The organism is Actinomadura sp. NTSP31, from assembly GCF_041951385.1.
In the GTDB taxonomy this organism is placed as follows: Bacteria; Actinomycetota; Actinomycetes; order Streptosporangiales; family Streptosporangiaceae; genus Spirillospora; species Spirillospora napierensis.
The window spans coordinates 1-23,504 of the sequence record NZ_JBGNUT010000014.1; the positions used below are offsets into that span (position 1 = coordinate 1).

The window sequence follows — 23,504 nt, forward strand, 5'->3', positions numbered from 1 at the left end:
AAGCAGTTCCGGGCGGTCGCAACCCGCTACGACAAGAGAGCCTTCGTCTACGACGGCACCATCGACGTCGCCTCCATCAAGATCTGGCTCCGCGACCTCACCCAAGATCCGTCGGACACGACCTAGATCAGTCGTCGTCATCGTCGTCGTCGCCCGGGACGAGCAGGTGCAGGATCCAGCCGACGATGCCGACGACGATCGCGCCCCAGAAGGCGGGCCAGAAGCCGCCGACGTGGAAGGGCAGGTCGAGGCGGTCGGCGACGGCGCTGGTCAGCCAGAGCAGCAGGCCGTTCACCACGAGCCCGATCAGGCCGAGGGTGAGGATGTAGAAGGCGCAGCCGAGCGTCTTCACGATCGGCTTGATGACGGCGTTGACCAGGCCGAAGATGACCGCCACGCAGAGCAGCGTGAGCGCCCGGTGGGCGGTGTCCCGGCCGGTGAGCGTGATGCCGTCGATCAGCGCGGTGGCGGCCCAGAGGGCGACCGCGGTGATGACGACCTTGAGAAGGATGCGCACACCACGATGATGGTGGGGGAGATCGCGAAAACCATCCCTCTGCGCGGCGATTCGCCGGGCATCTCGCTCATCATCCGGAACGACCGGGCGGCCTCCGGCGGGACGACCGGCCCGCCGTCAGTCGTTGCGGTCGAAGAACGGGGAGCGGGCGGAGACCTGCGACCGCGGCCCGACGCGGCTCGCCGGCGCGGCCGGTGCCGGCGCGGCGGGCCCGGCCGGCGCGGCGGCCGGCTGGCGGGGAAGCGGGGGCGCCGCCGGCGCGGGCGCGGGCGCGGACGCGGGCCGTCCCGCCGCGGGGCCGTTCTGCCGGGCGCGGGCGAGTTCCTGCTGGAGCCGGCGCTTCTCCATCTCCAGCGTGGTGAGCGACTCCTCGTGCTCCTCGCGCAGGTAGCGCAGGTCGCGGCGGGCGCGCAGGATCCGTCCGGCGCCCTTGAAGGTGAGCATCATGCCGACGACGAGCACGACGGCGACGGCCGCGCCGGCGAGGAAGACCTGCCATTCGTTGTGGATGCCGGGGACGGCCTGGCCGAAGGCGGTGAGGTGCGAGGGGTCGGTGTTGTCGAGCACGACGCCGGCGGCGACGATGGCGGCCGCGGCGAGCAGGAGCAGTCCGATGAACGCCATGTGCAGATCTCCTCTGCGGTGACTCCGGAGGGGGGCGGAGGCCCACCACCATGCCAGACCGGAAGCCGATCATGTCGAGTTCGCCGGATAAATCCAGGTCAGTGGCCGTTAGTCCGTTTGACGGCGCCGGGTTGCCCGCCGAGCGCGCTGGGTAATGATCGTTGCCGTAGGCGGCGCCGAATCCCGGGAGGGACCATGCCTCTGGAGGCCATCGTTTTCGACCTGGACGGCGTGCTCATCGACTCCGAACCGGTGTGGGAGGAGGTGCGGCGCGGCTACGTCGCGTCCCGCGGCGGCCGCTGGCTGCCCGACACCCAGCAGCGGCTCATGGGCATGAGCACCGTGGAATGGGCCTCCTACATCGCGACCGACCTCGTCGACGGGGTGACGGCCGAGGAGGTCGCCTATACGGTGATCGATCAGATGTCCGAGCGGTACCAGGACGGGCCGCCACTGCTGCCGGGCGCCGTGGACGCCGTCCGCCGGCTCGCCGCCCACCGCCCGCTCGGCCTGGCCAGCTCGTCCCCGCGCGCCCTCATCGACCTGGTGCTCGGCCGGCTCGGGGTGGAGGGGCTGTTCCGCGCGACCGTGTCCACCGAGGAGGTCGACGCCGGCAAGCCCGCGCCCGACGGCTACCTCACCGTGGCCGCGCAGCTGGAGGTGCGCGCGGAGGACTGCGTCGCGATCGAGGACTCCAGCAACGGCCTGCGGTCCGCGCACGCGGCCGGGATGACGGTGATCGCGATCCCGCGCGAGGCGCACCCGCCGTCGGACGACGCGCTGGCGCTCGCCGCGCACGTCGCGAAGGACCTGGACGAGCTGACCCCCGAACTGATCGGCGACCTCTGATCCGTCCCGGGGACGGCTGTCGGTGACCGCTCGTAGTATGGGCCGATGGCCTCCCCCGACTTCCTCGACGCCCCGGAGACGCTCGGCACGCTGCGGCGCGTGTTCGGCTACGACGCGTTCCGGGACGGGCAGGGGGAGATCATCGAGCACGTGGTCGCCGGCGGGGACGCCCTCGTCCTGATGCCGACCGGCGGCGGGAAGTCGCTGTGCTACCAGATCCCGGCGCTGGTCCGGAAGGGCACCGGCGTCGTGATCTCGCCGCTGATCGCCCTGATGCAGGACCAGGTGGACGCGCTGCGGGCGCTCGGCGTCCGGGCGGGCTTCCTCAACTCCACGCAGGACCTCGACGAGCGCCGCGTCGTCGAGGCCCAGTTCCTCGCGGGCGAGCTCGACCTGCTCTACCTCGCGCCGGAGCGGCTGCGCGTCCCGGCGGCCGTCGAACTGCTCGACCGGGGCGACGTCGCGCTGTTCGCGATCGACGAGGCGCACTGCGTGTCGCAGTGGGGGCACGACTTCCGGCCCGACTACCTCATGCTGTCCGGGCTGCACGAGCGCTGGCCGGACGTGCCGCGCATCGCCCTCACCGCGACCGCGACGCAGGCCACCCGCGCCGAGATCGCGGCCCGGCTCCAGCTGGAGGACGCCCGGCACTTCGTCGCGAGCTTCGACCGCCCGAACATCCAGTACCGGATCGAGCCGAAGACCGACGCCAAGCGCCAGCTGCTCCGGCTCCTGCAGACCGAGCACCAGGGCGACGCGGGCATCGTCTACTGCCTGTCGCGCAACTCGGTGGAGAAGAACGCGGCGTTCCTCACCGAGAACGGCATCGAGGCGCTGCCCTACCACGCGGGCCTCGACGCGCGGACGCGCGCCGAGAACCAGGCGCGCTTCCTCCGCGAGGAGGGCCTCGTCATGGTCGCGACCATCGCGTTCGGCATGGGCATCGACAAGCCGGACGTCCGCTTCGTCGCGCACCTCGACCTGCCCAAGTCCGTCGAGGGCTACTACCAGGAGACGGGCCGCGCCGGGCGCGACGGCCTGCCGTCCACCGCCTGGCTCGCCTACGGGCTGAACGACGTCGTCAACCTCCGCAAGATGATCGACGGCGGCGAGGGCGACGCCGCGTTCCGCCGCCGCCAGGCCCTGCACCTGGACGCGATGCTCGCGCTCTGCGAGACCGTCGAGTGCCGCCGCGTCCAGCTGCTGAACTACTTCGGGCAGTCCGGCGAGCCGTGCGGCAACTGCGACACGTGCCTGTCCCCCCCGGAGACGTGGGACGCGACGGTCCCGGCGCAGAAGGTGCTGTCGGTGATCGTCCGGCTGGAGCGGGAGCGGCGGCAGAAGTTCGGCGCCGGGCACATCGTCGACATCCTGCTCGGCAAGAAGAACGCCAAGGTCATCCAGTTCGACCACGACGGGCTGAAGTCGTTCGGCATCGGCACGGAGCTGCGCGAGACCGAGTGGCGCGGGGTCGTCCGGCAGCTGCTGGCGCAGGGCCTGGTCGCGGTGGAGAGCAACCACGGGACGCTCGTGCTGACCGACGAGAGCGCCGAGGTCCTGCGCGGGCAGCGCAAGGTGCTCATGCGCCGCGAACCCGAACGGGCCGCGACGAAGGCGGCGAAGGCCGCCAAGGACCGCAAGGCGCCCGTCGAGCTGCCGGCCGGGGCCGCGCCGGTCTTCGAGCGGCTGCGCGCCTGGCGCGCCGCCACCGCCAAGGAGCAGGGCGTCCCCGCCTACGTGATCTTCCATGACGCGACGCTCCGCGAGATCGCGACGGCCCTGCCGGCGTCCCTCGCCGAGCTGGGCCGGGTGACCGGCGTCGGCGAGAACAAGCTGGCCAAGTACGGCGAGCAGGTCCTGGCGACCCTCGCGGAGACCGCCTGACCGGTCCGGAACCTCGCGGCGGACTCTCAGGGTCCTCCCAGGATTCCGGGTGGACTCCTACCAGCCGCTCCCGGTTCGATGGCCGTCATGCGAACGAACAGGAAGACCATCGCCGCCGGAGCCGGCGCGGCCGGGCTGCTCGGCCTCGGCCTGTACCTGGCCGTCCCCGCCGCCGCGAACCCCTCCCCGTCCCCCTCCCCCTCCTCCACCACGACCGCGGCGCCGAAGGCGCACCCCGGCCACGGCAAGCGCCTGGCCGCGCTCCGCCGGGCCCGCGGCGTGCACGGCGAGGCGACCGTCCGCCGCAAGGACGGCTTCCACCTCGCCGACTGGCAGCGCGGCACGATCACCGGCATCTCCGGGACGACCCTCACCGTCCGCAGCGCCGACGGCGCCTCGTGGACCTGGACGACGAACTCCGGCACCCGCGTCCGCAAGGACGGGGCCAAGTCGGCGCTGTCCGCGCTGGCCAACGGCGCCCAGGTCTTCGTCCTCGGCGAGCGCTCCGGCGACACGCGCACCGCCAAGCTCGTCCGCGAACCGAAGAAGCGCTGACCCGGCGGCGGGCCGGCGGCTCCGGTGGCGGTGCCGGGTAGTTTCGGAGCAGGACGGTGGCCGGGCCGAAACCCGGCCGGAGGCTGGTAACGGGAGCGGATGAGCGAGAACCGGCGGGTGCTCGTCGTGGACGACGAGGCCAACATCCGCGACCTCATCGAGGTCGCGCTGCGCTTCCACGGCTTCGCCACGGTGACGGCGGCGTCCGGTGGGCAGGCGCTGCGCGCCGCCGCCGACGAGCGGCCCGACCTGGTCCTGCTCGACGTCATGCTGCCCGACCTCGACGGGTTCGAGGTGTGCCGGCGGCTGCGGGCGGGCGGCGACCAGGTCCCGGTGATCTTCCTGACCGCGCGGGACACCCCGTCCGACACCGTCACCGGGCTCACGCTCGGCGGCGACGACTACGTCACCAAGCCGTTCTCGATCGAGGCGCTGATCGCCCGGGTCCGGGCGGTGCTGCGCCGGACCGCGCCGCCCACCGGGTCCGTGCTGCGGGTCGCCGACCTGGAGCTGGACGAGGGCCAGTGGACGGTCCGGCGCGGTGGCGTCGAGGTGGAGCTGTCGCCGACGGAGTTCCGGCTGCTGGCGCACCTGATGCGCAACGCCGGCATGGTGCTGTCGCGCACCCAGCTGCTGGAGAGCGTGTGGGGCTGGGACCACGGCAACCCGCAGGTCGTCGAGACCTACATCAGCTACCTGCGGCGCAAGCTCGACCCGCTCGGCACGCCGCTCATCCACACCCAGCGCGGGGTGGGGTACGCGCTGCGACCATGACGCTCAACGCCCGGCTGCTCGCCGGCCTGCTCGCCGTCACCCTCGCCGGGCTGGCGGTCATGGGGCTGGTCAGCGCGCTCGTCCTGCACGGCTACCTGATGCACCGGGTGGACGGGCAGCTCCAGGCGACCCGCGACCGGGCGGTCGCCCGGCTCGTCCGGCCCGGCCTGCCGGAGCAGGGCGTGGCGCCGGCCCGGTTCGTCGTGCTGGCCGTCGGCCGGGCCGGGCGGGTGCGGGTCCTCAGCGGGGACGCGCCGCCGCCGGACCGGGCCGTCGCCGAGGTCCGCCGGCTCGGCCCGGACGACCTCGCCGCCCGCGCGCGCTCGCTCGAACCGTTCTCCATGCCCGGGCTGCGGGCCGTGGCGCGTCCCTGGGGCAGCGGCACCGTCGTCGTCGCGTCCCCGCTGGACGAGATCCACTCCGCGGTCCGCAACCTGGTGCTCACCGAGGTCGCCACCGCCGCCCTGCTGCTCGCGCTGCTGACCCTGCTCGGCCGGTGGCTGATCCACCGCGGGCTGCGGCCGCTGGACCGGATGGCCGCCACCGCGCAGGCGATCACCGCGGGCGGCGACCTGCGCGCCCGCATGCCCGGCCCCGGCCACCGCACCGAGACCGCCCGGCTCGCCACCGCCGTCAACGTGATGCTGGACCGCATCGAGCAGGCGTTCTGGGCGCGCAGCCGCTCGGAGGCCCGCGTCCGCGCGTTCGCCGCCGACGCCTCGCACGAGCTGCGCACCCCGCTGACGACCATCCAGGGCTACGCCGAGCTGTACCGGCACGGCGCCCTCGGCCCGGACGAGCTGCCCGACGCGATGCGCCGCATCGAGGACGAGGCCGGCCGGATGAACCGGCTGGTCACCGACCTCCTCGAACTCGCCCGGCTGGACCGCGAGGCCTCCCTGCAGCCGGCCCCGACCGACCTCGTCGCGCTGGCCGGGGACGCGATGGCGGACGCGGCCGCCGCCGCGCCCGAGCACCCCGTCCGGCTGGACGCGCCCGGCACGCTCGTCGCGGACGTCGACGAGGCGCGCATCCGGCAGGTCTTCGCGAACCTGCTGGCCAACGTCGCCGCCCACACCCCGCCGGGGACGCCCGCGACCATCCGGCTCGCCCCCGGCGTCATCGAGGTCGCCGACGAGGGCCCGGGCATGGCGCCCGAGGACGCGGCCCGCGCGTTCGAACGCTTCCACCGCGCCGAGCACGGCAGCACCGGCACCGGCCTGGGCCTGCCGATCGTCGCCGCGATAGCCGCGGCCCACGGCGGGCGCGCCGAGCTGCGCTCCCGGCCGTCCGCCGGCACGACCGTCCGCATCACCCTCCCGGAACCGCCCCCGCCCGTGACGTGACCGCCCGGCCGCCGGCAGGTGACCGGCGCGTCCCAGGATGTTCCGCGTTGTTCAGCGCATCGCCTCACGAACGCCGCATCGGGCGCCGGACGTCCGTCATCTTCTGGCGATTCTTTGGTGAAGTGACGTGAAACAGGACAGTGACCTGAGACACATGCGGAGTTATGATCGCTCCGAGGCCAGCGACACTGCGGGTCTCCGCAGTTACTGGGCGCATCTGACGCGCGTCCAACCTCGCGCCAGATGCACGGCATGACGGTGAGGTCGGACCAGCATGCGGCAAGGCGAGTCCCTGTCCCGCCGGTGCGGCCTTTCCGAACGTCTGTTCCCGCGTTCCCTCGTCCATCCCCGCCTGCTCCCGAGCAAGCCGCGACGTGGGGACTCCAGCGAGGAGGCATCATGACCTACGTCGAGCAAGAGTCCACTCCTCAAACCCCGCCCGCGGTCGCCGACCCGGCCCCGCTCGGGCTCGCCGCGTTCGCCCTCACCACCTTCCTGCTCTCCGCCAAGAACGCCGGATGGACGGACGGCACCGACGCCTGGCTCGGCTACGCGCTCGGCTACGGCGGCCTCGTCCAGTTGCTGGCCGGGATGTGGGAGTTCCGCAACCGCAACGTGTTCGGTTCGACCGCCTTCTCCACCTACGGCGGCTTCTGGATCGGCCTCGGCCTCTACGTCCTGCTCGTCTCGCCGAAGGCGACCGCGCCCGACCAGGTGCACAACGACCTCGGCTGGATCCTGCTGGCCTTCGCGATCTTCAACACGTACATGCTGCTGTGGAGCACGCAGGTCAACCTCGCCGTGTTCGCCGTCTTCCTGACCCTGGAGATCACCGAGATCGTCCTGTTCATCGGCGAGTTCTCCACCAACGAGACGACGATCAAGGTCGGCGGCATCGTCGGGGTGATCACCGCCCTCGTCGCCTGGTACACCTCCGCGGCCGGCGTCATCAACGGCATGCTCGGCCGCACGGCGCTGTTCGTCGGCAAGCCGATGCTCAACTTCACGCCGACCAAGCCCTGACCCCCCGCCCGTTCCGAAGGCGAAGGCCCTCGACCGCGAGCGCGGTCGAGGGCCTTCGCCCTTTCGTGTCGGCAGGACCTCTTGTCAGGCGGGGGTCTCGGCGGTGGCGGTGAGGACGGCGCGGCCGAGGATGTGCCCGGCCATGGTGAAACCGAGGTACGCCGGGGTGGCGTCCGCGGGGACGCCGATGGAGTCGACGTCGAGGGCGTGCACCACGACGAAGTAGCGGTGCGGGCCGTGCCCGGCCGGCGGGGCGGCGCCGATGAAGCGGGCAAGGCGGGCGTCGTTCGGCACCTGGAAGGCGCCCTCGGGCAGGCCCGAGCCGGTGTCGTCGCCGGCGCCCTCGGGCAGCTCGGTGACGGTGGCCGGGATGTCGGCGACCGCCCAGTGCCAGAACCCCGACCCGGTGGGGGCGTCCGGGTCGTAGACGGTGACGGCGTAGCTCCTGGTGCCTTCGGGGGCACCGCTCCAGGACAGCTGCGGGGAGACGTCCTTGCCGCCGGGGACGCCCGAGGAGAACTGCTCGGGCGGCCAGGCGGCGCCGTCGGCGACGGTGGTGCTGGCAACGGTGAAGGAGGCCGCCTCGGGAAGGCGGGCGAAGGGGTCGTTGGCGGTCATCGCGCTCGTTCCTTTCAAGTCCGTGCTGGTAGAGGGCGGTGACGGGCCGGCGATGCACCGGTGTCCCCGGCCGCCCACAAATCGACGGTAACACGAAAAATCGATTATCTGCCAGATCGTCTATAGTGATGCCATGACGCAGACAGACCCCGGCTCCGCCCCGCCGGGCAAGCGGATGCTGTCCGAGCAGGTCCACGCGCGGCTGCGCGAAGCGATCATGCGCGGGCGGCACGCCCCCGGCGACGCCCTCAAACCGCACGACCTCGCCAAGGCGCACGGCGTGAGCCTGGCCGTGGTCCGCGAGGCGCTGGTCCGGCTGGTCGGCGAGGGCCTCGCCGACCGGCTGCCCAACCGCGGCTTCGCCGTCCCCGCCTTCTCCGACCGCCGCTGGCAGGAGATCACCGAGGCCCGGCGCACGATCGAGCCGGTCGTGCTCCGCATGTCGATCGAGCGCGGCGACGTCGACTGGGAGGCCCGCGTGCGCGCCGCCCACCACCGCCTGGCCCGCACCCCGCCGTACACGCCGGAGGAGGGCGACTACTACAGCGAGGAATGGTCCGAAGCCCACCGGGTCTTCCACCGCACCCTGCTGGAAGGCTGCGGCAACCCCGTCCTGCTGGAGACCTTCGACCGGCTGTGGGCCGCCAGCGAGCTGGCCCGCCGCTGGTCGACGTACCGCAACCCCGGCCGGGACGGCATCGCCGAGCACCGCCGCCTGGAGGAGACGGCGCTGGCCCGCGACGCCGACACCGCCGCCGAGGTCCTCGTCCAGCACCTCACCCGGACCGCGGCCGTACTGGCCGACGGCGACGACACCGCGAAGGAGGCCTGATGCGTCTCGCCGACCCGGCCGGACGACCGCACCCGACCAACGGCACCGCGCCGTTCGAGGCGAGCACCGGGCGCCGATGCCACGACGCCGTCGCGCCCCTGCACTCCTGCGTGTACTTCGCCCCCGAGCCGCAGGACGAATTCGCGGCGATCGGCTTGGAGCGCGGGCCCATGGCCTACTACGCGGGTCGCGCGGCACCGCTCGGCACGGTCGACGCCGGCACCGTCACCGCGACGTTCTACAACTTCGACCACGAGCATGTGCGGCGGTACATCCCCGCCGCGTGGACCGTCGCCGCACCGTCCGCGGTACTGGCGGCCCGGCTGCGCGGCGCGGACCTGACACTGCGGCGCCTGCTCGGGGACGACGCCCTCGCGTCCAAGGAGATGGCCGAGGCGGCCGAACTGGCGCTGCGCGCCACCGAGGCGTGCCGCCGCGAGGCGCGGCCGCTGTACGCCGCCAACGCCGATCTCCCCGTGCCCGACGACCCGCACTTGGCCCTGTGGCACGCCGCGACGCTGCTGCGCGAGCACCGGGGCGACGGCCACCTGGCCGCCCTGGCGGTCGCCGGGCTGTCCGGGATCGAGGCGCTGGTCCTGCACAACGCCACCGGCCGGGCGCCGACGTCGGAGCTGTTCATGCGGACCCGCGGATGGTCCGCGCGGCAGTGGGCCGCCGCCCGGAACCGGCTGCGCGAGCGCGGCCTCCTGGACGGATCGGGGGACCTCACGGGGTCGGGCGCGGCCCTGCGCGCCGAGGCCGAGGCGCTCACCGACCGCCTCGACTCCGCGCCCTACGACCACCTCGGCCCGGCCGCCACCGCGCGCCTCACCGAGCTGGCCGGCGGCTTCACCGCGGCCCTCAGGGCAGCGGGCGCCTTCCCCGCGGTGCACTTCGGGAAGGGCTGACCGCTGCTCTCAGGCGAGGTCGGGAATCCCGGGCCGGACCTGCAAGACCAGGGGGCTGGCGTCGGGACCGGTCTGCGGTTCGACGTGCATCCCGGCCGCCGTCAGCGTGGTGATGTAGGAGGCGACCTCGGCGGCCGGGCTGAGCCGCCGCGGCCGCGTCCGGCACGCGCAGGACACCAGGAACGGGGTGCCGTCGTAGCCGCCGTCGACGTAGAAGCCGTCGCCGGGGCGGGAGAACTCCGGATGCCCGCTCTTCCTCAGCACCGCACGGATCATTTCGGCGTCGCGGTCACGGCTGGTCGGTGGCGTCCGCCGGCGATGTCCGCGGACGGGTGCGGGCGGTTCGGCGACCGTTTCGGTGGTCGGCATGGGGGGCGCTCCTGCGGTCGTTGTGCCGGCCAAGGCGGCAGACGTGCACGGTCAAGGGGAGGGTGGTGAGGGACGTCCTACCCCTTATGAGACGACTGATCCGGAAAAGCCGTGTGATTATCGACCGGCGTTACCGGAAGGGGCCTGGGCACGGGACCGGGCGGCCAGCAGGCGCGCGAGCTCGTCGCGTTCGCGGGTGATCTCGGCGAGCCGGTGCTGCAACTCGAAGATCCGCCGGATCGCCGGGAGCGTCATGCCCTCGTCCATCATGGTGACGACCTGCTGGATGCGGCCGATCTCCGAGCGGCTGTAGCGGCGCTGGCCGCCGGCCGAGCGCTGCGGCGAGACGACCTGCTGGGTGTCGATGCGGCGCAGGAACGCCTGCTGCACCTGCAGCATGTCGGCGACCTGGCCGACGGTGAACAGGGCGGCGTGCTCGTCGTCCATGGGAAGTCTCACCGGCTGCCGTTTCCTTTCTGCCGGTCGCGGTGCCCAAGCCCCTGGGGTGCCGCCGGTCAGCTACCGATCGCCTGCGGCGCCTCACCGGCGTGCTGGATGGCGACCTTGCGCGGCCGCGCCTTCTCCAGGACCGGGATTCGGACCGCGAGGACGCCGTTGTTGTAGGCGGCCTCGATCGCGTCGGCGTCCAGGTGCTCCGACAGGTACACCCGGCGCGTGAAGGCGCCCATCGTCCGCTCGCGGACGAAGACGCGCTCGCCCTCGCCGAACTCCTCCTCGCGGCGGGCCGTCACCGTGAGCACGCCCCGGTCGACGGTGACCTCGATCGAGCCGGGGTCCACCCCGGGCAGGTCGAACCGCAGGACGACGTCGTCGGCGCGGCGGATCCCGTCCATCGGCATGCCCGCGCCCTCGCCGCGGCCGTTCAGCCCGGCCTGCCGGACCGCCCGGTCGAACTGGCGCTCGAACTCCTGCACGAACGGATCGATCGACGTCAGCAGCATCGTCGCTTCACCTCCGAAGATCTCCCCGGGGCCTCCACCCCCGGGAACCCTGTCCTCCATCGGGAGGAAACCTACAACTCAGATTATAGGTATGTGGCGCGCGACGATGTCAACCTCCGCAGGCGCGCCCTACCCGCACCAGCGGGCGGGCAGTGACACCGGCGGCAGTGGGGCCGGTCAGGCGATCGTGGCGGCCGGGCCTTCGCTGATCTCGAACACGCGGTCCAGGCCCATGGTGCGCAGGATCCTGGTGAAGCGCTCGGTGGGGCCCAGCAGGACAAGGCGTCCGCGCAGAGAGCTGATCCGCTTGTGCGCCCGCAGGAACTCGTTCAGGGCCGAGGAATCGCAGAACCTCATCTTGCTGACGTCCACCAGCACCCGCGGCGGGACGCGGCCGGTGATCGCCTGCGCCAGATGGTCCTTGAACAACGGCGCCGTGATGAGATCCAGTTCGCCGGTCACGGTGATCCGCGCCCACTCACCCCGGCTGTCGACGCTGAACACGGCTTTGTCGGCCCGCCGATCGGCCACCATCATCACGCTCCTTGTCGTCGCCGTCGTACCCGTATCAACGGAGGGTAAAGATGGTCGCGGGCATCCACGTTGAGCGCCCCCCGGTGTTCCTCCAGTCGGACGCGACACGCCGGGTAATCGCCTGGTCCTAGCCGCTCACCGGATGATCTGGCAGCGTGGAACGCTTATGACTTTCAGTCACCGTGCGAATACGAAACGAGACGAGAGGTTGGTGGCGGCGGTGCCGGCGCGACCGGGGGTGCGGGGGATCGTGTGGTCGGGGACCCGCATGGTGGTCGTCGGCGCGGGTGTCGCGGCCGCGGGCACGCTGGTGTGCGGGCTGGCGCTGACCTCGATCGGGTGCGCCGTTTTCGGGCTGGCGTACCTGCTGCAGGGCACCTGGGGAGAAGGGCTGGGCCTGCTGGGCGTCTACGTGCTCACGGGCACGCCGCTGGTCGCCGGGGCGTGGCTGGCCAAGCGCCGCACCGCCCGCGCCCGCGCCAAGGCCGCCGCCACCGTCACCGGGGTGATGACCGGCATGATGGAAGGCACCGAGGGGTGGCATTGGTGGCGGCGCCTCCGCGATTCGTCGCACACCTGACACCGGCCCCCGCGCCGCGAAATCATCCTCGTTTTCATCCGCCCGTCATTTCGGTCTTTCCGCCAAGTCGGTCCGAAACGAGAGAATTGAATGATCGGGCCTGGCGCGGGTATGCCGGTGATCCCTTGGACGCGGAGGTGGCGCGATCCGTCATGGGCCTTACCGTCGAGAGCAGATTCGATCCGGTGCACAAGGATCTCGCCGTCGTGACCGTGATCGGCGAAGTGGACGTCTACACCGCCGCGCAATTGCGGGACCATCTGGCCTCCCTGCTCGGACGCGGTGCCCGCCACCTGGTGCTGGACTTCGCCGGCGTCGCGTTCATCGACTCCAGCGGCCTCAGCGTGCTGGCGGGCATCCACCGGCTGCTGAGCACGGGCGACCGCACCGACGCCGGCCGGTCCGAGCCCGGCCGCGGGACCGGCACCCTCGCGTTGACCGCCGTGAACCTGCGGATCCGCGAGGTGCTGCGCACCACCGGCTTCACCCGGTTCATGCCGATCTACTCGACCGTCGATCTGGCGGTCACCGTCCACGAGCACACGGCGTAGGGACCCGGCTCGTCTTCGGCATCGTCCGCCTCGCGTACTGTAATTGTGATTACAACGATGGCGGGCGGCGCGGGCCGCCGGCCACCGCGGGGAGGGGGGCCGGGAGCCGATGAGCCTTCGTCAGTACGAGTACGCACTGGCCGTTGCCCAGGAGGGCTCGGTGACGGCGGCGGCGGAGCTGCTGCGCGTCGCTCAGCCATCGGTGTCCCAGCAGATCCGCGGTCTGGAACGGGAACTCGGTGTCCAGCTGTTCGCCCGCACGCCGACCGGGCTGGTGCCCACCGTGGTCGGCCGCGCGTTCCTGCGGGAGGCGGAGGTCGCGGTGAACGCGGCGCGGCGGGCGCGGGCGACGGCGCGGGCCGGGGCCGACGAGCTGGTGGGCGAGCTGGTGGTCGCGGCGCAGATGGGCTTCGGGACGCGGCAGCTGCCGGGCGCGCTGGGCGTGCTGCGCCGCCGCTTCCCGCGGCTGGAGGTCTCCGTCTTCGAGGAGCCGAGCTCCGCCGAGCTGGAGCGGCTGTGCCGCCGGGGCGTCCTGGACCTGGCCCTGATGGCGGCGTGCGAGCGGAGCCCCGCCGACGCCCACCACCTCGGCGACGAGGAGTTCGTCGTGGTGCTGGGCGCCGGGCACCGGCAGCTCGCCGCGGACCGGGTCGAGCTGCGCGAGCTGCAGGGGGAGCCGTGGGTGCGGTTCGACCGCGACAGCGCGCTCGACGGCGTGCTGCTGAACGTGCTGAGGGACAACGATCTGGCCCCGGCCACGGTCGCCCGCGTGTCCCAGACGGCGACGGCCGTGCGCTGGGCCGCCCACGGGCTGGGCGTGACGCTCGTCCCGGCCTCGGCGGTGCCCCACGGTTACGAGCACCTCGTCCGCCCGGTGTCCCCGGCCGTGTCCCAGCCCGTCATCGCCGTGGTCCGGCAAGCCCCCGGCCCGGCGGAAACGGCCCTGCTCGAACTCCTGCGCCAGGAGACCTGGTCGGAATCCGCTTTCTTTTCACCGGCGTCCTGAGGGTGGAAACCCGGCGTTCCGGAATGGCGAAAGGCGTCACCCCATGGGGAATTCGCCGCCGTCCACGATGAGATTCCTTCCGGTCAGCCAGCTCGCCCGCTCGGACACGAGGAACAGCACCGCGTCGGCGATGTCGCCGGGTCGGCCGTCGCGTCCCAGCGGCGTGGTGTCGTCGGCGCCGACCTCGCCCGGCGCCGCGGCCAGGGCCGCCCACTGCTCGCGCGTCGCCTCGCCGCCGGGCGTGGCGGTCCTGCCGGGACTCACGGTGTTGACCCGGATCCCGGACGGGGCCAGCTCCGAGGCCAGCCCCCGGCTGTAGTTCTCCAGCGCCGCCTTGGCCGCCGTGTAGTGCAGGAACTGCCCCATCGGGGTGAGGACCGCGGCCGAGGAGACGTGCACGATCGCCCCGGAACGCCGTTCCCGCATGCCCGGTGCCAGCAGCGCGTCCAGCCGCACCGACGCCAGGAAGTTCAGGTCCAGCGCGTCCTGCCACACCTCGTCGGGGATGGCGGAGGCACTCGGGTACGGTCCCGCCCCGCCCGCGTTGTGGACCAGGACGTCCACCCCGCCGAACGCCTCCCGCGCGGCTGCGGCGATCGCCTCCGCTCCGGCCCGCGTCCGCACGTCGGCCTGCACGAAGGCGGCCCCCTCCGGCACCGTGCCCGTCGCCGACCTGGCGGTCGTGAGCACCTCGGCGCCCGCGTCCAGGAGCGCCCGGACGACGGCCGCTCCGATCCCGCGTGAACCACCCGTGACCAATGCCCGCTTTCCCGCGAGTTCCTGCGTTCCCGATCCGTTTGCGATCGTGGTCATGCCACTGGTCCTCTCGATTCCGTATTCGTTCGCCCGACATGAAAATGAGCGATCGTCGAGCCGTTTCACGGTACGGCCGAGAAAGAACCAGAGGCAAAGACGAAATGTCAGTAGACGCTATAGGGGTTTCCTATGCACCTGTGGCCGGCGCTCACAGGGTGCGCAGCGCCTCGGTCGGGGAGAGGCGGGCGGCTCGCAGGGCCGGCAGCAGGCCGGCGATCGCACCGATCAGGATCGCGGCGCCGATCCCGCCGGTCCACGCCTGGACGGGGATGACCACCGCCCAGCCCTTCGCGTCCGCGTAGACCGCGGTGGTCAGCGCGCCGGCCGCGACTCCGGCCACCCCGCCGAGCAGCGCGAGCATGACCGCTTCGGACAGGAACTGGGTGCGGATGTGCCCCCGGGTCGCACCGAGCGCCCGGCGCAGCCCGATCTCCGACCGCCGCTCCAGCACCGAGATGATCATGATGTTCGCGACCCCGACCGCGCCCACGATCAGCGCGACCACGCCGAGTCCGAGGAACAGGCTGTTGAACGCGCCCTCCGCGGCGGCCCGCGCGGTGAGCGCGTCGGACGGCTGGCTGACGTCGACGTCACCGGGCGACTCGGGGTTCGCGGTCTGCGCGAGCACTCCCTGCACCGCGTCCACCTTGTCCATACGGGCCCGCGCGTAGACCGTGGTCGGAGGGCCGGCGACCGCCTTGCCCTGATCGACGGTCGCGTAGCTGAGGTAACGTTCCGCGGCCGGGTAGCCGATCAGGGCACTGGTGTCGATGTCGGTCGACAGCGTCGCGGGCTTCAGGATGCCGGCGACGTAGAACCACTGGTTCTTCAGCCAGATCCGCTCGCCCGGATAGACGCGATCGATCCCGAGGCGCTGCGCGGCGAGCGCGCCGAGCACCGTGACCGGCTGCCGCTCGGTCGCCGTGTTCAGCCAGCGGCCCTGCGCCACACCGGTCCCGATCACTTCGGGGAGGTTGAGGCTGGCGGCCCGGACCGCCAGAGAGTTGGTATTGATCGCCGGGATCAGCGGGCTGCGGTAGACGCTCGCGTTCTCGAGCGCACCGGCGTGCGCCACCTGCTCGACATCGGGCAGGTGGGAGATCCGCTGCGGGGCGGCGACCGGGAGCCGCGCCGTCCCGCCGGTGACCGACTGGCCGGTGTTCGCGGTCAGCAGGTTCGTGCCGAGCCGGTCGATCTGCGCCAGGAGCCCGGCCTGCGAGGACGCGGACAGGCCGAGCACCGCGACGATCGCGGCGGTGCCGATCGCAATCCCGAGCGCGGACAGCGCGGCCCGCAGGCGGCGGGCCCGGATCCCGATCCCGGCCACGCGCAGCTGGTCGGACAGCCTCATACGCCCTCCATCGAACGCACCGCGGTGTCGGTGACGATCCGCCCGTCGAGGACGTGCAGCCGGCGGGGCATCCGGGCGGCCAGCCCGCCGTCGTGCGTGATCACCAGGATCGTCGCCCCGCCGGCGTTGAGCTCGTGCAGCAGCTCGATGATCGACGCGCCCGTCCCGCTGTCGAGGTTCCCGGTCGGCTCGTCGGCGAGCACGATGGCCGGGCGGCCGACCAGGGCGCGGGCGATCGCCACGCGCTGGCGCTGCCCGCCCGAGAGCTTGCCCGGGCGGAAGCCCGCCCGGTCCTCCAGCCCGACCCGGCCGAGCGCCTCGGCCGCGCGCTCGCGCCGCTCGGCGCGGCTCGCGCCGCCGTACAGCAGGCCGTCCGCGACGTTCTCCAGCACGGTGGTGTGCTCGGACAGGAAGAACTGCTGGAAGACGAAGCCGATGCTGCGCGCGCGCAGGGAGGCGAGCTGCCGGTCGGTGAGCGACGCGACGTCCTCTCCGTCGATCCGTACCGTGCCGTCGCTGGGCCGGTCGAGCGTGCCGAGGATGTGCAGCAGCGTGGACTTGCCCGACCCCGACGGCCCGACGATCGCGACCAGTTCCCCACGCCGCACGGTGAAACTCACACCGCGCAGCGCATGGACGGGGGGCTGCGTCCCGTACGTCTTGGTGACCCGCTCCAGTTCGAGGACGTTCGGCGCGATCCCGGAGTGCAGGGGCTGCGCCCTTGAACGACTCGTCTCGCTCATGTCGACGGCACCACCACTCGGTCGGCGGACGTCAGGGCTCCGGAGACCTGCACCCGTCCGTTGGCGTTGTCGAACAGTCCCAGCGTGACCGGCACGATCCGGGTCCGGCCGCCGTCCCCCGCCGCGACCTCGACCGCGTATCCCCCGCCGGCCCGGCCGATGAGCGCGGTCACCGGCACGATCAGCGCGTGCTCGACGCCGCCCGTGGTGATCTGCACCTGGACCGGCGCCTGATCAAGGGTCCCGGCGTCCTTCGGGTGCTCGAGCGTGATGGAGACCGGGAGCGTGGCGGGCTGCGAGCCGGAGTCCTTGTCGGAGGACGCCGCGGCCGCCGCGACCGTGCCGATCCTGCTCACCACGCCGGACGTGATCCGGTTGTCCGGCAGCGTGATCTGCGCCCGGTCGCCCTTCCCGACCTCGGACTGCTGGGAGGCGTCGAGCTTCACGATCACCTCGCGCCGGTTCGACGACGCCTCCATGATCGGACGGCCCGGTGCGGCGCTCGTGCCGTTCTGCGCCGTCACCTTGCCGATCCGCAGGGGCCCGGGGAGGAACACGGCCTGGCCCAGCTCCAGCTTGCCGGTCACGTCGGCGCCGCGCTCGTCCTGGAGCTTCTCCAGAGCCGTCACGGTCGCCGAGCCGAAGTGCTTCGAGCCGGGATCGACCTCGGACTTGTCGGCGTAGCCCTCGTCCACCAGGGTCTTGTTCAGCGCCCGGACGTCCTTGCCGTCGTCGCCCACGGCCAGATCCCGGTAGGCGGGCGTGCTGCCGCAGACCAGGATCACCGGCTTCTGGTCGACCTTGTACAGCGTCTCGCCGCAGTCGATCTGGGTGCCCGCCACCGGCAGCCGGGTGTACGTGCCCTTCGCCTGGTTGACCACCGGGTACGGGGTCCCGTCGGCGCCGCCCGCGTACGAGAGCGTCCCGCTCTGGTCGACCTGCGAGGAGAGCGGGCCCTCCTGGACCGCCACGAGCGACGTCCCGTCACCGGCGCCCGTCGAGGGTTTGCCGTCGTCGCCGTACGAGCCTGTCACGGCGAGAGCCACGCCGCCGCCCACGGCCACGACCGCGAGCACGGCACCGCCGAGTATTCTGCGGCGCCTGCTCCGGGGCCGGGTCGGCGCGTCCCGCTTCTCCAGGCCCGGTTCGGTCACTCGGGTGCTCATCGCGTCCCTCACCCGCCGGCGCCCTTGCCGGCACCGCCGGTTTCGAGGTGGTGGCACGCCTGCGCGGCCTTCTTGAACTGCGGTGAGTTGCCGTCGATGGTGCCCAGCTTCACCAGGATGCGCCCGTTCTGCGGGTCGGGGAAGTTCGGGACGCCGTTCTTGCGCATGCACTGGGCGTACTTCAGCATCTTCCGCTGGAGCTCCGCGTTCTCCGGCGTGCCGGGCTGGTTCTCGGGCGGCTCCAGCGACTGGCACGCCTGCTGCGCCTTCTTGAACTCCGGAGAGTCGCGGGACGGGAGATCCTTCGTCGTGCCCCCGTCGCCCTGGCCGGGGTCGGGGTAGCCGGGGAGCCCGTTCTGGCGCATGCACTGCGCGTGCTTCACTCCCTGGTCCGCCGTGGCGGCCGCCTTCGCGCCGGACGAGCCGGACCCCGACCCGCCGGACCCGCCGCACCCCGCGGTGACCATGGCGAGGGAGGCGGCCGAGACGGCCAGCAACACAGAAGCCCTGTTCATCGTTCCCCTTTCCGGGGTGTATCCCTTGCGAGGACAAGTTCTAGGGAAGGGGCGGTCACATGGCGGTGCGCGAGGCTGTGACCCGGCTGTGACCGCCGACCGGGCAGGCTGACCTGCGATGAGAGTGCTGGTGGCAGAGGACCACGCCGAGCTGGCGGACTCCGTGGCCCGCGTCCTGCACCGCGAGGGGATGGCCGTGGACGTCGCCCTCGACGGCCGGGCCGCGCTCGACCGCACGGCGCTGACCGACTACGACGTGGTCGTCCTCGACCGCGACCTCCCCGTGGTGCACGGCGACGACGTCTGCCGCGCCCTGGCCGCCGGGCCGCACCGCCGGACCCGCGTCCTGATGCTCACCGCGTCGGGCACGATCGCCGACCGGGTCGACGGGCTCAGCCTCGGAGCCGACGACTACCTGCCGAAACCGTTCGCGTACGCCGAACTGGTCGCGCGGATCCGCGCCCTCGGGCGGCGGGCGCAGCCGGCGCTGCCGCCGATCCTGGAGCACGGCGACCTGCGGCTCGACCCGGCACAGCGCGTCGTCACCCGCTCCGGGCTGCGCCTGGCGCTCAGCCCGAAGGAGCTGGCGGTACTGGAGTACCTGCTCGCCGCGGGAGGACGCGTCGTCTCCGCCGAAGAACTGCTGGAACGCGTCTGGGACGAGGCCGCCGACCCGTTCACCACCACGGTCAAGGCGACCATCAACCGCCTGCGGGCCAAGCTGGGGTCCCCGCCCCTGATCGAGACCGTCCCGCAGAGCGGCTACCGGATATGAGGCCGCTCGCGCACAGGGTGCCGCGGACGGTCCGGATGCGCCTCACCCTGCTGTACGGGGCGCTGTTCGCCGTCTCCGGCGTCGCCCTGCTGGCGATCACGTTCCTGCTCCTCCGGAGGAACACGATCTTCAAGGTGCGGATGCCGTGCCTCGACATGACGGAGGAGGACTGCGCGTCCCGGCTCGGCCTGCCCCCCGGGACGCCCGATTCGATCGGCGCCTGGAGGGAGCAGCAGCACCACGCGCTGGTGCACGGGTTCCTCACCCAGGCCGGGATCGCCATGGCGATCATGCTGGTGGTCTCGCTGGCGCTCGGCTGGCTCGTCGCGGGGCGGGTGCTGCGCCCGCTGCGCACGATGACCACCGCGGTCCGGCACATCTCGGCGCGCAACGTCCACGAGCGGCTGGCCTTCACCGGCCCCCGCGACGAGCTCAAGGACCTCGCCGACACCGTGGACGGCCTGCTCGGGCGCCTGGACGCCGCGCTCGACGCGCAGAAGCGCTTCGTCGCCAACGCCGCGCACGAACTCCGCACCCCGCTCACCCTCGAACACGCGCTGCTGGAGGAGACGCTCACCGACCGCCGGCCGACCCTCGAGGCGTTCCGCGCGACCTTCGAGCGCGTCCTGACGATCAGCGACCAGCAGGCACGGCTGCTGGAGTCCCTGCTCACCCTCGCCACCAGCGAGCGGGGGCTGGAGAGCCGCGTCCCGGTGGACCTCGCCGCGCTCACCCGGCGGGTACTGGCGGCCCGGCCGGGGACGTCCGCCGACGCCCCGCGCCTGGACCCGCGGATCGCCCCGGCCGCCACCGCGGGCGATCCCGCCCTGGTCGAGCGCCTCGTGGCCAACCTCATCGACAACGCGATGCAGTACAACGTGCCCGGAGGAACCGTCGAGGTGGCGACCGCGTCCCGCGACGGCCAAGCCGTGATCACCGTCAGCAACACCGGCCCGGTGGTCCCGCCCGAGCAGGTGGCCCGGCTCCTGGAACCGTTCCAGCGGCTCGACCGGACCGCGCGCGGCGACGGCCACCACGGCCTCGGCCTGTCCATAGCGCACGCGATCGCCCTGGCCCACGACGGAACCCTGACCGCGCACCCCCGCCGAACCGGCGGCCTAACAGTCCAAGCCACCTTCCCCTCCACCCGACCCCCGAACCCACCCCTCTCTTAAGCGCGAAGGGAGTCGATCAGGGCGTCGACGGCGGCGAGCGCGGCGGCCGTGTCGAGTCCTGCGCGGGACACCAGGGAAAGGCCCTGGACGGTGAACAGCAGTAGCTGCGCCTGGGCCTCGGGGGCGGCGGCCCGGGTGACCTCGCCGGCGGCCTGCGCGCGCCGCAGGGCGTCGGCGACGATCTCGGTGAAGCGGGCGTGCGAGCGGGCGACGATCTCGCGGGCCTCGGCGTCCTGCGGAACGAGTTCGGCGGTGGTGTTGCCGATCATGCACCCTTGCGGGACGCCGGCGTCCGAGGCGTACTCCTGCGCCCGGGCCGGGTTGGCGAGCACCTCGCGCAGCGCCGGCAGCACCGGCCCGGCCTCCAGTGCCGCGACCAGCTCGCGCTCATAGGTGTCCCAGTACAGCTGGACCGCCGCCAGGTAGAACTGCCGCTTGTCGCCGAAGGCGCCGTACAGGCTGCCGCGTTCCAGGGCGAGCGCGTCGACGAGGTCCTGGACGGAGGTCGCGCCGTAGCCCCGGGACCAGAACAGCAGGAGCGCGCGCTCCAGGGTCCGGTCCTTGTCGAATGCGCGGGGGCGACCTGTCCGAGCCATCTCCCCAGGCTACGACTTTTTGACCGCTCGCACAAAAGGTCGTACGGTGAGGGCCGAGGGACTTCTTGAACGCAGGCACAGAAGTCGGCGACGCGCGAGCGCGCCGGTTGCCGCCAGAGTGGGGAGAACGAGTCCGATGGGTCGTCTCGAGGGAAAGTACGCGCTGATCACGGGCGGAACGGGCGGGATCGGGCTGGAGACCGCCCGCCAATTCCTCGCCGAGGGGGCGGCCGTCGCGATCACCGGCCGCTCGCAGGAACGGCTGGACGAGGCCGCCCGGCAACTGGACGGCCCGCTGCTGCCCGTCCTCAGCGACGCCGGCGACGTGCCCGGCCAGGCGGCGCTCGCCGCGCGGCTGCAGGAGGAGTGGCCGCGGCTCGACATCCTGATGAGCAACGCCGCCGACGTCACCCATCTCCCGATCGAGGAATGGACCGAGGAGGCGTTCGACAGGCTCGTCGCCACCAATCTCAAGGCGCCGTTCTTCCTGGTCAAGGCCCTGCTGCCGCTCTTCTCGCGGCAGGCCTCGGTCATCCTCGTCGGCTCCGTCTCCGCTTTCATCGGGCACGAGAACGCGGCGGTCTACGGTGCCGCCAAGGCAGGCCTGCTGTCCTTTTCCCGCGGGCTGACCTATGAGCTGAAGGACCGGGGCGTCCGGGTCAACGGGCTGAGCCCGGGGCCGACCGTCACGGACACGTTCAAGCCCCTTGGCCCCGAACAGCAGGCCGCCATCTACGACGAACTCCGGCGGACCGTGCCCCTCCACCGCATCGGCACCGCCACCGAGCTGGCGAAGGCGGCCGTCTACCTCGCCTCCGACGAGTCCGCCTACACCGCCGGCACCGTCCTGCGCGTCGACGGCGGCATCGGAGAACTCACCTACTGATCCCCGCCCCGCCGCCGGCGGTGGAAGTCATGCCGTGGTCGGAGGCCGGGTTTCGACCGTGGTCGGATGACCGGGAGACGCGGGCGGCCGAGGCTGGGCGCCATGACATCACAGACGGAGGCCGCCCCGGCGATCCGGGTCGAGGGGCTGACGAAACGGTACGGCCGGCGCACGGTGGTGGACGACCTGACGTTCACGGTCAGGCCGGGCGCGGTGACGGGCTTCTTCGGCCCGAACGGCGCGGGCAAGACCACGGCGCTGAAGGCGGTCGTGGGACTGGCGCGGCCGACGAAGGGCGCGGTGTCGGTGCTGGGAGCGCCGGTGGCCTCGACGGTGCCGGACGCGCGCCGCATCGGCGTCCACATCGAGCCGTGCGGCGCGCACCCGGCCCGGTCGGCCCGCGCGCATCTGCGGGCGCTGGCGCTGTCGGCGGGGCTGCCGCGCGGCCGCGTCGAGGAGGTTCTGGAGGTCGCCGAACTGACGCGGGCGGCGGGCCGCCGGGTCGGCGCCTTCTCGCTGGGGATGCGGCAGCGGCTCGGGCTCGCCGCCGCGCTGCTGGGCGACCCGGAGATCCTGGTGCTGGACGAGCCGGCCAACGGGCTGGACCCGCAGGGGATCCGCTGGCTCCGGACGATGCTGCGGGACCGGGCGGCGAAGGGCGGCACGGTGCTGCTGTCCAGCCACCTGCTCGCGGAGGCCGCGCAGACCGTCGACGACGTGGTCGTCATCGACCGTGGCAGGCTGGTGCACGAGGGACCGATCAGTGAGGTGGAGTCGCTGGAGGACGTGTTCCTCGAGCTCACCGGAGGGTTGGAGCGATGATCGGCCTGTTGCGCGGGGAGCTGCTCAAGTCGGTGACGACCCGTGCCGTCTGGGGGTTCGCGGCCGGGGGGACGGCCTTCGCCGTGCTGAACGCGGTGGTCGTCGCCGTGGCGTCGGGGACGCTCGACGAAGTGGCGGAGAAGGAGGAGGCGCTGTCGGGGCTGCCGGTCCTGCTGCTGCTGTGGGGGCTGGTCGGCGCGGCGGGCGAGTACCGGCACCGGACCGCCGCGCCCACGGCGCTGGTGGCCCGGCGCGACCGCGGAACCGTCCTGGCGGTGCGGATCGCGGCGTACGCGCTGACCGGTCTCGGGCTGGCGCTGCTGATCAACGCGGTCGCGGTCGGCGTGGGTCTGCCGCTGCTGGCGCACCAGCCCGGCCCGGACCTGACGTCCGGCCAGGTGGCCGGGGTCGTGGCGGGCAACGTCCTGGCGCTCGTGCTGGCGACGGTGATGGGCGCGGCGCTCGGCGCGCTGATCCGCGGCCCGGTCGTCGGCGCGGTGGTCCTGCTGATCGTGGACCTGGTGGTGCTGCCCCTGGCGAGCGGGGCGTGGGAGCGGGAGGCGAACCTCACGCCGTTCGGCGCGGCGGGCGTCATGACGGGCGGGACCCACGACACGACGCTCACGGTCCCGCAGGCCGGCGCGGTGTTCGCGGTCTGGACGGTGCTCGTGGTGCTGGTCGCGGTCGGGTGCGAACGACGGCGTGACCTGGCGTGAGCGTCGCGGCG

Annotated in this window: 29 protein-coding genes; 16 read left to right on the top strand and 13 right to left on the bottom strand. The window is 72.7% G+C overall.

What is annotated here, in order from left to right; genetic code table 11:
- Positions 1–127 precede the first annotated feature (127 nt).
- On the bottom strand, positions 128–517 hold the full coding sequence (locus ACA514_RS23440) for a phage holin family protein (RefSeq protein WP_375043355.1): 390 nt from the start codon (positions 515–517) through the stop codon (positions 128–130).
- 117 nt (positions 518–634) lie between these two features.
- A complete protein-coding gene (locus tag ACA514_RS23445; protein WP_375043356.1) occupies positions 635–1,141 on the bottom strand; it encodes a hypothetical protein in 507 nt (168 codons plus the stop codon).
- Between the two features lie 195 nt (positions 1,142–1,336).
- Between ACA514_RS23445 and ACA514_RS23450 the strand changes: the two genes are divergently transcribed.
- The 6 genes from ACA514_RS23450 (at position 1,337) to ACA514_RS23475 (ending at position 7,572) form a co-directional block, all read left to right on the top strand.
- Positions 1,337–1,990 (top strand): HAD family hydrolase, encoded by a 654-nt coding sequence (locus ACA514_RS23450; RefSeq protein WP_375043357.1) that lies wholly within the window; start codon positions 1,337–1,339, stop codon positions 1,988–1,990.
- A 45-nt stretch (positions 1,991–2,035) separates the two neighbouring features.
- Positions 2,036–3,874: a DNA helicase RecQ gene (recQ, locus tag ACA514_RS23455; protein WP_375043358.1), complete on the top strand. Its 1,839-nt coding sequence runs from the start codon at positions 2,036–2,038 to the stop codon at positions 3,872–3,874.
- An 87-nt stretch (positions 3,875–3,961) separates the two neighbouring features.
- Positions 3,962–4,429 carry a DUF5666 domain-containing protein gene (locus ACA514_RS23460; RefSeq protein ID WP_375043359.1) on the top strand — a complete coding sequence of 156 codons (468 nt, stop codon included), beginning with the start codon at positions 3,962–3,964 and terminating at the stop codon, positions 4,427–4,429.
- Between the two features lie 99 nt (positions 4,430–4,528).
- Entirely contained in the window at positions 4,529–5,203 is a 675-nt protein-coding gene (locus ACA514_RS23465; RefSeq protein ID WP_375043360.1) for a response regulator transcription factor, read from the top strand.
- The gene (locus ACA514_RS23470; protein WP_375043361.1) at positions 5,200–6,549 is read left to right on the top strand and encodes an ATP-binding protein; all 1,350 of its coding nucleotides are present in this window, start codon (positions 5,200–5,202) and stop codon (positions 6,547–6,549) included. Before ACA514_RS23465 ends, ACA514_RS23470 begins: the two co-directional genes overlap by 4 nt.
- A 399-nt stretch (positions 6,550–6,948) precedes the next feature.
- The gene (locus tag ACA514_RS23475) at positions 6,949–7,572 is read left to right on the top strand and encodes an acetate uptake transporter (RefSeq protein WP_375043362.1); all 624 of its coding nucleotides are present in this window, start codon (positions 6,949–6,951) and stop codon (positions 7,570–7,572) included.
- 84 nt (positions 7,573–7,656) lie between these two features.
- On the opposite strand, the gene ACA514_RS23480 is transcribed toward ACA514_RS23475, so the two are convergent.
- On the bottom strand, positions 7,657–8,190 hold the full coding sequence (locus ACA514_RS23480) for a YbhB/YbcL family Raf kinase inhibitor-like protein (protein ID WP_375043363.1): 534 nt from the start codon (positions 8,188–8,190) through the stop codon (positions 7,657–7,659).
- Between the two features lie 133 nt (positions 8,191–8,323).
- Between ACA514_RS23480 and ACA514_RS23485 the strand changes: the two genes are divergently transcribed.
- Positions 8,324–9,022, top strand: coding sequence for a GntR family transcriptional regulator (locus ACA514_RS23485; RefSeq protein WP_375043364.1), 699 nt, complete (start codon positions 8,324–8,326; stop codon positions 9,020–9,022).
- Positions 9,022–9,930, top strand: a complete 909-nt coding sequence (locus ACA514_RS23490; protein WP_375043365.1) for a hypothetical protein — start codon at positions 9,022–9,024, stop codon at positions 9,928–9,930. The genes ACA514_RS23485 and ACA514_RS23490 overlap by 1 nt, the downstream gene beginning before the upstream one ends.
- A 9-nt stretch (positions 9,931–9,939) precedes the next feature.
- Here ACA514_RS23490 and ACA514_RS23495 read toward each other — a convergent pair whose 3' ends face one another.
- From ACA514_RS23495 to ACA514_RS23510, 4 genes are all read right to left on the bottom strand, one after another.
- The gene (locus ACA514_RS23495; protein ID WP_375043366.1) at positions 9,940–10,299 is read right to left on the bottom strand and encodes a hypothetical protein; all 360 of its coding nucleotides are present in this window, start codon (positions 10,297–10,299) and stop codon (positions 9,940–9,942) included.
- Between the two features lie 117 nt (positions 10,300–10,416).
- Positions 10,417–10,758 carry a MerR family transcriptional regulator gene (locus ACA514_RS23500; RefSeq protein ID WP_375043367.1) on the bottom strand — a complete coding sequence of 114 codons (342 nt, stop codon included), beginning with the start codon at positions 10,756–10,758 and terminating at the stop codon, positions 10,417–10,419.
- Between the two features lie 56 nt (positions 10,759–10,814).
- On the bottom strand, positions 10,815–11,261 hold the full coding sequence (locus tag ACA514_RS23505) for an Hsp20/alpha crystallin family protein (protein WP_375043368.1): 447 nt from the start codon (positions 11,259–11,261) through the stop codon (positions 10,815–10,817).
- Between the two features lie 177 nt (positions 11,262–11,438).
- Positions 11,439–11,798 (bottom strand): STAS domain-containing protein, encoded by a 360-nt coding sequence (locus ACA514_RS23510; RefSeq protein ID WP_375043369.1) that lies wholly within the window; start codon positions 11,796–11,798, stop codon positions 11,439–11,441.
- Between the two features lie 217 nt (positions 11,799–12,015).
- Here ACA514_RS23510 and ACA514_RS23515 point away from each other — a divergent pair, with 217 nt between their 5' ends.
- The 3 genes from ACA514_RS23515 to ACA514_RS23525 all read left to right on the top strand — a co-directional run bounded on the left by ACA514_RS23515 (position 12,016) and on the right by ACA514_RS23525 (position 13,932).
- Complete coding sequence (locus tag ACA514_RS23515) at positions 12,016–12,375, top strand: hypothetical protein (protein WP_375043370.1); 360 nt, start codon at positions 12,016–12,018, stop codon at positions 12,373–12,375.
- A gap of 185 nt (positions 12,376–12,560) precedes the next feature.
- Positions 12,561–12,926: an STAS domain-containing protein gene (locus ACA514_RS23520; RefSeq protein ID WP_375043371.1), complete on the top strand. Its 366-nt coding sequence runs from the start codon at positions 12,561–12,563 to the stop codon at positions 12,924–12,926.
- A gap of 109 nt (positions 12,927–13,035) precedes the next feature.
- Complete coding sequence (locus tag ACA514_RS23525; protein WP_375043372.1) at positions 13,036–13,932, top strand: LysR family transcriptional regulator; 897 nt, start codon at positions 13,036–13,038, stop codon at positions 13,930–13,932.
- Positions 13,933–13,968: 36 nt separating this feature from the next.
- On the opposite strand, the gene ACA514_RS23530 is transcribed toward ACA514_RS23525, so the two are convergent.
- From ACA514_RS23530 to ACA514_RS23550, 5 genes are all read right to left on the bottom strand, one after another.
- Positions 13,969–14,745 (bottom strand): oxidoreductase, encoded by a 777-nt coding sequence (locus tag ACA514_RS23530; RefSeq protein ID WP_375043373.1) that lies wholly within the window; start codon positions 14,743–14,745, stop codon positions 13,969–13,971.
- A gap of 151 nt (positions 14,746–14,896) precedes the next feature.
- A complete protein-coding gene (locus ACA514_RS23535) occupies positions 14,897–16,099 on the bottom strand; it encodes an ABC transporter permease (RefSeq protein ID WP_375043374.1) in 1,203 nt (400 codons plus the stop codon).
- Positions 16,096–16,842: an ABC transporter ATP-binding protein gene (locus ACA514_RS23540; RefSeq protein ID WP_375043375.1), complete on the bottom strand. Its 747-nt coding sequence runs from the start codon at positions 16,840–16,842 to the stop codon at positions 16,096–16,098. Before ACA514_RS23540 ends, ACA514_RS23535 begins: the two co-directional genes overlap by 4 nt.
- Positions 16,839–18,008, bottom strand: a complete 1,170-nt coding sequence (locus ACA514_RS23545; RefSeq protein ID WP_375043376.1) for a hypothetical protein — start codon at positions 18,006–18,008, stop codon at positions 16,839–16,841. The genes ACA514_RS23540 and ACA514_RS23545 overlap by 4 nt, the downstream gene beginning before the upstream one ends.
- 8 nt (positions 18,009–18,016) lie before the next feature.
- The gene (locus ACA514_RS23550) at positions 18,017–18,523 is read right to left on the bottom strand and encodes a hypothetical protein (RefSeq protein ID WP_375043377.1); all 507 of its coding nucleotides are present in this window, start codon (positions 18,521–18,523) and stop codon (positions 18,017–18,019) included.
- A gap of 118 nt (positions 18,524–18,641) precedes the next feature.
- On the opposite strand from ACA514_RS23550, the gene ACA514_RS23555 reads away from it, so the two are divergent.
- Both ACA514_RS23555 and ACA514_RS23560 read left to right on the top strand, forming a co-directional pair.
- Positions 18,642–19,298, top strand: coding sequence for a response regulator transcription factor (locus ACA514_RS23555; protein WP_375043378.1), 657 nt, complete (start codon positions 18,642–18,644; stop codon positions 19,296–19,298).
- A gap of 35 nt (positions 19,299–19,333) precedes the next feature.
- Entirely contained in the window at positions 19,334–20,473 is a 1,140-nt protein-coding gene (locus ACA514_RS23560; protein WP_375043379.1) for a sensor histidine kinase, read from the top strand.
- Here the strand turns inward: ACA514_RS23560 and ACA514_RS23565 are convergent.
- The gene (locus ACA514_RS23565; RefSeq protein WP_375043380.1) at positions 20,470–21,069 is read right to left on the bottom strand and encodes a TetR/AcrR family transcriptional regulator; all 600 of its coding nucleotides are present in this window, start codon (positions 21,067–21,069) and stop codon (positions 20,470–20,472) included. The genes ACA514_RS23560 and ACA514_RS23565 overlap by 4 nt on opposite strands.
- 136 nt (positions 21,070–21,205) lie before the next feature.
- Here ACA514_RS23565 and ACA514_RS23570 point away from each other — a divergent pair, with 136 nt between their 5' ends.
- The 3 genes from ACA514_RS23570 (at position 21,206) to ACA514_RS23580 (ending at position 23,493) form a co-directional block, all read left to right on the top strand.
- Positions 21,206–21,955, top strand: a complete 750-nt coding sequence (locus ACA514_RS23570) for an SDR family oxidoreductase (RefSeq protein WP_375043381.1) — start codon at positions 21,206–21,208, stop codon at positions 21,953–21,955.
- Positions 21,956–22,057: 102 nt separating this feature from the next.
- A complete protein-coding gene (locus tag ACA514_RS23575) occupies positions 22,058–22,777 on the top strand; it encodes an ABC transporter ATP-binding protein (protein WP_375043382.1) in 720 nt (239 codons plus the stop codon).
- The gene (locus tag ACA514_RS23580) at positions 22,774–23,493 is read left to right on the top strand and encodes a hypothetical protein (RefSeq protein WP_375043383.1); all 720 of its coding nucleotides are present in this window, start codon (positions 22,774–22,776) and stop codon (positions 23,491–23,493) included. The genes ACA514_RS23575 and ACA514_RS23580 overlap by 4 nt, the downstream gene beginning before the upstream one ends.
- The last annotated feature ends 11 nt before the right edge of the window (positions 23,494–23,504 follow it).

What these genes read in the sequence shown, in the direction of transcription:
- ACA514_RS23535 (WP_375043374.1), bottom strand. Translation starts at nt 16,099, where the DNA reads ATGAGGCTGTCCGACCAGCTGCGCGTGGCCGGGATCGGGATCCGGGCC.
- ACA514_RS23560 (WP_375043379.1), top strand. Translation starts at nt 19,334, where the DNA reads ATGCGCCTCACCCTGCTGTACGGGGCGCTGTTCGCCGTCTCCGGCGTC.
- ACA514_RS23580 (WP_375043383.1), top strand. Translation starts at nt 22,774, where the DNA reads ATGATCGGCCTGTTGCGCGGGGAGCTGCTCAAGTCGGTGACGACCCGT.
- recQ (WP_375043358.1), top strand. Translation starts at nt 2,036, where the DNA reads ATGGCCTCCCCCGACTTCCTCGACGCCCCGGAGACGCTCGGCACGCTG.
- ACA514_RS23465 (WP_375043360.1), top strand. Translation starts at nt 4,529, where the DNA reads ATGAGCGAGAACCGGCGGGTGCTCGTCGTGGACGACGAGGCCAACATC.
- ACA514_RS23460 (WP_375043359.1), top strand. Translation starts at nt 3,962, where the DNA reads ATGCGAACGAACAGGAAGACCATCGCCGCCGGAGCCGGCGCGGCCGGG.
- ACA514_RS23545 (WP_375043376.1), bottom strand. Translation starts at nt 18,008, where the DNA reads ATGAGCACCCGAGTGACCGAACCGGGCCTGGAGAAGCGGGACGCGCCG.
- ACA514_RS23470 (WP_375043361.1), top strand. Translation starts at nt 5,200, where the DNA reads ATGACGCTCAACGCCCGGCTGCTCGCCGGCCTGCTCGCCGTCACCCTC.
- ACA514_RS23490 (WP_375043365.1), top strand. Translation starts at nt 9,022, where the DNA reads ATGCGTCTCGCCGACCCGGCCGGACGACCGCACCCGACCAACGGCACC.
- ACA514_RS23445 (WP_375043356.1), bottom strand. Translation starts at nt 1,141, where the DNA reads ATGGCGTTCATCGGACTGCTCCTGCTCGCCGCGGCCGCCATCGTCGCC.
- ACA514_RS23565 (WP_375043380.1), bottom strand. Translation starts at nt 21,069, where the DNA reads ATGGCTCGGACAGGTCGCCCCCGCGCATTCGACAAGGACCGGACCCTG.
- ACA514_RS23480 (WP_375043363.1), bottom strand. Translation starts at nt 8,190, where the DNA reads ATGACCGCCAACGACCCCTTCGCCCGCCTTCCCGAGGCGGCCTCCTTC.
- ACA514_RS23505 (WP_375043368.1), bottom strand. Translation starts at nt 11,261, where the DNA reads ATGCTGCTGACGTCGATCGATCCGTTCGTGCAGGAGTTCGAGCGCCAG.
- ACA514_RS23570 (WP_375043381.1), top strand. Translation starts at nt 21,206, where the DNA reads ATGGGTCGTCTCGAGGGAAAGTACGCGCTGATCACGGGCGGAACGGGC.
- ACA514_RS23485 (WP_375043364.1), top strand. Translation starts at nt 8,324, where the DNA reads ATGACGCAGACAGACCCCGGCTCCGCCCCGCCGGGCAAGCGGATGCTG.
- ACA514_RS23530 (WP_375043373.1), bottom strand. Translation starts at nt 14,745, where the DNA reads ATGACCACGATCGCAAACGGATCGGGAACGCAGGAACTCGCGGGAAAG.
- ACA514_RS23510 (WP_375043369.1), bottom strand. Translation starts at nt 11,798, where the DNA reads ATGATGGTGGCCGATCGGCGGGCCGACAAAGCCGTGTTCAGCGTCGAC.
- ACA514_RS23550 (WP_375043377.1), bottom strand. Translation starts at nt 18,523, where the DNA reads ATGAACAGGGCTTCTGTGTTGCTGGCCGTCTCGGCCGCCTCCCTCGCC.
- ACA514_RS23575 (WP_375043382.1), top strand. Translation starts at nt 22,058, where the DNA reads ATGACATCACAGACGGAGGCCGCCCCGGCGATCCGGGTCGAGGGGCTG.
- ACA514_RS23450 (WP_375043357.1), top strand. Translation starts at nt 1,337, where the DNA reads ATGCCTCTGGAGGCCATCGTTTTCGACCTGGACGGCGTGCTCATCGAC.
- ACA514_RS23555 (WP_375043378.1), top strand. Translation starts at nt 18,642, where the DNA reads ATGAGAGTGCTGGTGGCAGAGGACCACGCCGAGCTGGCGGACTCCGTG.
- ACA514_RS23475 (WP_375043362.1), top strand. Translation starts at nt 6,949, where the DNA reads ATGACCTACGTCGAGCAAGAGTCCACTCCTCAAACCCCGCCCGCGGTC.
- ACA514_RS23525 (WP_375043372.1), top strand. Translation starts at nt 13,036, where the DNA reads ATGAGCCTTCGTCAGTACGAGTACGCACTGGCCGTTGCCCAGGAGGGC.
- ACA514_RS23495 (WP_375043366.1), bottom strand. Translation starts at nt 10,299, where the DNA reads ATGCCGACCACCGAAACGGTCGCCGAACCGCCCGCACCCGTCCGCGGA.
- ACA514_RS23540 (WP_375043375.1), bottom strand. Translation starts at nt 16,842, where the DNA reads ATGAGCGAGACGAGTCGTTCAAGGGCGCAGCCCCTGCACTCCGGGATC.